At 40.8% G+C, this 4125-nt stretch carries 3 protein-coding genes and 3 tRNA genes; all 6 read right to left on the bottom strand.

The genetic code is table 11. The annotated features are described in order from the left end of the window. Positions 1-27: 27 nt before the first annotated feature. The 6 genes from IJS99_07115 to IJS99_07090 all read right to left on the bottom strand — a co-directional run bounded on the left by IJS99_07115 (position 28) and on the right by IJS99_07090 (position 4049). Positions 28-103 (bottom strand) — tRNA-Phe (locus IJS99_07115). Positions 104-127: 24 nt separating this feature from the next. Further along, positions 128-205, bottom strand: a tRNA-Asp gene (locus IJS99_07110). A gap of 17 nt (positions 206-222) precedes the next feature. Beyond that, positions 223-297, bottom strand: a tRNA-Val gene (locus IJS99_07105). A gap of 55 nt (positions 298-352) precedes the next feature. Then, entirely contained in the window at positions 353-1633 is a 1281-nt protein-coding gene (locus IJS99_07100; GenBank protein MBQ7561584.1) for a 3-deoxy-D-manno-octulosonic acid transferase, read from the bottom strand. Between the two features lie 41 nt (positions 1634-1674). Beyond that, on the bottom strand, positions 1675-2292 hold the full coding sequence (locus tag IJS99_07095) for a thermonuclease family protein (protein ID MBQ7561583.1): 618 nt from the start codon (positions 2290-2292) through the stop codon (positions 1675-1677). A gap of 2 nt (positions 2293-2294) precedes the next feature. Continuing rightward, a complete protein-coding gene (locus IJS99_07090; GenBank protein ID MBQ7561582.1) occupies positions 2295-4049 on the bottom strand; it encodes a C69 family dipeptidase in 1755 nt (584 codons plus the stop codon). Positions 4050-4125 lie beyond the last annotated feature (76 nt).

The raw sequence follows: 4125 nt of genomic DNA, 5'->3' as shown, positions 1-4125 counted from the left end.
TATGATTGTTATATTCTTTATTCTTACTGGTGGCGGGACCCAGAATTGAACCGGGGACACACGGATTTTCAGTCCGTTGCTCTACCAACTGAGCTATCCCGCCCGATTTCTCAAGACTTATACTTTATGGCGGGGCCGACGAGACTTGAACTCGCGACCTTCGGCGTGACAGGCCGACACTCTAAACCGACTGAGCTACGACCCCGCGTTATTATAAATCTCTGGTGGGCGAAGCAGGGTTCGAACCTACGACCCCCTGCGTGTAAAGCAGGTGTTCTACCGCTGAACTATCCGCCCGGCTTTCTGTCGAACACGGGAAATATTTTAATCTTGAGCGTTAATTCTGTCAAGTTTATATTTTAGATTCAATTTCCTGCCAAGTTTTTTCTGCTGCGCCCCCTAATGTCTTGAAGTAGTCCGCGCAATTCTTTAGAGATTTCTTCACGAATTCGGGATTAATTGACTCTTCCCATGTTCTCGCAAGTTCTAAATCATTATGCACGCATATAGCCGCTCCCATTGAGTCCATTCTTTCAGTGTCAGGAAAATCTGACATGCTAGGCCCGTGTATCGCAGGAAGTCCCAGTAATGCCGGCTCAAACGGATTTTGTCCGCCCTTGTTGACTAGACTCCCGCCTATAAATACAGAGTCAGAAGCTGCGTATAAATCAAATAATATGCCGATTTTGTCTACAACTATTACGTCATAATTATTATTATCGCGGTCAATTCGTGAAAGTAATTCGGCCTTAAGATCGCTATACGGCAAAACAGAAGCAACCGTCATTAATGCGCGTTCAGGATGGCGGGGGACAATAGCGAGTCTTGAATCAGGAAATTTTTTGCGCAGGATTCTAAACGCCGAGATTACTACATCGTCTTCACCCTGATGAGTGCTCCCAGCCGTAAATAACGGGGAGTCAGGGCTTTTTTTGAGCCACCGCCATTTTTCGGGAGCTGCTGATTTTCTCCTATCAAGTAACGAGTCAACTTTGCAGTCTCCAGTTACAATAATTTTATCTTCAGGGACTCCGAGTTCTAAGAATTTGCGTTTATCGTCGTCGAATCTGACCATTAATTTATTTAAGCATTCAAGCAATCCCTGCCAGAAGTATTTTGTGCGCTTGAGTCTCGCAAAACTTTTTTCTGATAAGCGGCCATTTGCTAAGAAAGCGGGAATATTTCGTGATTTTACCTGATAAAGCATTTCCGGCCATAATTCTGTCTCCATTGTGATATAAGCGCAGGGATTTATATTATTTAATGCTTGAGAGACACATTTTTTTGCGTCAAACGGGCTGTAAATTATCCTGTCAACTATACCGTCTAAAAGTTTTATTGCCATGTCGCGGCCTGTTTCTGTTACTGTTGAGAGAATGCAGGGGCGGGGATTCTTATTCTTGATTCGGCGGATTAGTGAACTCGCTGATTGAACTTCTCCGACTGATACAGCATGAACCCATATAGATTTTTGCGGGACGTTCTCAACTTGGCCGAGTCTCTCGGAAATGTCGCCTTTATATTTTCGTTTCAGGAGATTTAAGCCTCCCAAATTAAAAAATGTGCTGAATAACGAGCGGTATATTGCAAACCCTGCCCGCCATGTTATATATGAATCACTAAATAATTTCATAATTTTTTAAGTATAATTCCCTTCTTTATATATAATATATATTAATTTGCCCAGAGTCCCCGTCTTGAGTTCTGCGCCTCATTCTGAAATTTTTTGAATAAATCTTCATAGCGTTTATTAGGCTTTATTATCATGACTCTTGCGTAACCTTCTAATAATAATCTCGCGTTGAACATTTCGCGCCGTATTGAGGACTCATTTATTTGTGAAGGTCTCTCAAGCCATATATAAGCCAAATGACGCTCGTATCTGTCTAAAGGTGAAGAGTCATACTCAAGCCATACACGCCGCCCCGTTAAAGATTGCTTTGTGAAGTTGCTTGCTTCACGTCCATAGTGCTGGACTCCTTTTTTCGGGTGAACTGTTTCGGGGGTATCGACTCCCAGCATTCGGACTCGTCTGTCTTGATTGTTTATGCTTATAACTAGAGTGTCGCCGTCTATGACTCTTTTTACTGTTCCTGAAATAATATCGGATTCAGATTTTGACTCGATTTCTATATTATTCCCGTTATTATTGCTTGAGTGATTAAAGATTTCCGAAATATCCCCGTTGAAGAGCCATATTAAAGCAAGAATTATTATGAGAATAATACTTTTTTTCGGGCCGAGTGCTTTCAAGTCAGCAGGTGTAATATTAAATTTTTTCTTTCCGGGCATAATTATTTGACCTCCTGAATCCTGATTTTTACTGTTCCAGCGTGTTTAGTTCCGTCTTTCTCGATTAACAGCAAATATAAATCCGTAAAGCAAGGCACAGCGTCATTAATACATTCGGACGGGGTGAATTCAAGTTCTAAAAATTTTTCACTCTTGTTAATGCTCACACAATCAGACCATTTTTGAACGGGCAAATATGAGACTCCGCACTTACACTGTGAAATATCGAGATCTAATTTATTACTGGGAATTCTGACACTGAAAGATTCTCCGGGAATTATATTTTTATTTGCTTGAGCGTAAATTATTCCGAGTTCAGATTTTAATGCATTAACGAAATTTTTAGCGTCTTCTGCCCATGACATTACTGCTCCTTCTATCATTGCACCGGCTATATATGGATTCGTCTTGATTCGTAATTCTATTTGCGAGTCTAAATCTTTTAATTTATTCTCGATTTCTGACTCTAAATCAGCAATTTTTTTGTGTACTAATTCGCTTTTCTCGTTATACAGCAAATCGCAGGCCGCTTGAATTTCTTGATTATTGAACCACGCATTATTCTTGTAATCTAAATCTTCAGGTTTCGCCGCAAAATGTTCAGTTAATGCCCTCTCTGAGTCAATATCTTCGTAGCCTTCAGGAATCGTATTAATCCCGCAATAAAATGGCACATACGGAGCAAAACAAGGCCGGCCCAGTGCTTTACGCAAAATTATTCTTTCAGGTCGCCGGCGAATCTCTGCTATAGTGCTTTCAAGCGTGTCAATATTGCATACTGTCAAAGGCGAGTCAAAATGCGGTGTGTTCCCGTCTGCTTTATTCGAGCTGGTACCTTCATAGTGAGTGCGTAAAATTTTCTTGAGTGCTGCAATACTTACTTTATGAGCTGGCTTTATAGAAAACGGCAGCGGCTCCCACTCTTGATTTAATAATTCGCTCAAATCTATATCTAACAAGATTTCAAATGCTCTTACGTGTCTATGAGTATTTTTTGCGAGGCCGTAAGTTTCTTTGCTTTGATAGACTTTTGCGAAATCGAATATATTTTCAGGGTCATACCAGCCCCGTTTTATGGCATAATTCACAAGTTCATTATATCCGCGCGCTTTGTGATCACATTCATGAATAGTGTAGTGATTCGGAATTACTGCGCACTCGTCATCGGGGACTCGTTGAATCGCGTAGTGTTTACCGTGAACTATCTGCATTACAAAAATTTCGTCGCAGTCTGCAAATGCATAAGATCTCCCGCTTGAAGCATAACCGTATTTATTTACTAAATCACATGCTATATTTAGTGCGTCCCTCGCGCTCGCTGCCTTCTCTGCCACTAAACGCCTTAATCCGTAAGCAATTCCGCCGTCCAATAATTCGGGGTTGTCTTCTTTTGAGTCAGCGCAGTTATTTGAGCAGATTACGACTCCATAGCCATTAACGTATAAATCACAGAATGAAGGGCCGGGACTGACTGGATTATAATTTTTTGCCTCTGACCATAAAAGACTCGTGCGAGTAGTGTTTAATTCAAGTTCTGCCGTGTCAGGTTCAAATTTTATAGTAGTTCCCGGGTGTCTTCGCAACTTTTTTACTAAATGAGTCTGCATTGTATAACGTCCGGGCGCGTCTTCATTATGAGCGACTAAAACACTTCCGGACTCTGATGCTTTACGGCCGACTAAAATAGTCATACATGCGTGAGAAGTCCTTACACACGAGAAAATTATTAACACTGCGAGAATAATTATTAATGCCATTAAATAACGAGTCTCCCCCTGAAAAAATTTTTTATTGCGATTACTATATCACATATTATATTTATTCTTTAAAAAC

It is taken from the genome of Synergistaceae bacterium, from assembly GCA_017444345.1.
GTDB lineage: Bacteria > Synergistota > Synergistia > Synergistales > Aminobacteriaceae > JAFUXM01.
The sequence above is the reverse complement of the archived record's forward strand: the minus strand, read 5'-3'. Positions and strand labels throughout refer to the sequence as shown.

Bases quoted from the DNA above. Each gene is read 5' to 3' on its own strand.
- IJS99_07095 (MBQ7561583.1), bottom strand. From the start codon at position 2,292: ATGCCCGGAAAGAAAAAATTTAATATTACACCTGCTGACTTGAAAGCA.
- IJS99_07090 (MBQ7561582.1), bottom strand. From the start codon at position 4,049: ATGGCATTAATAATTATTCTCGCAGTGTTAATAATTTTCTCGTGTGTA.
- IJS99_07100 (MBQ7561584.1), bottom strand. From the start codon at position 1,633: ATGAAATTATTTAGTGATTCATATATAACATGGCGGGCAGGGTTTGCA.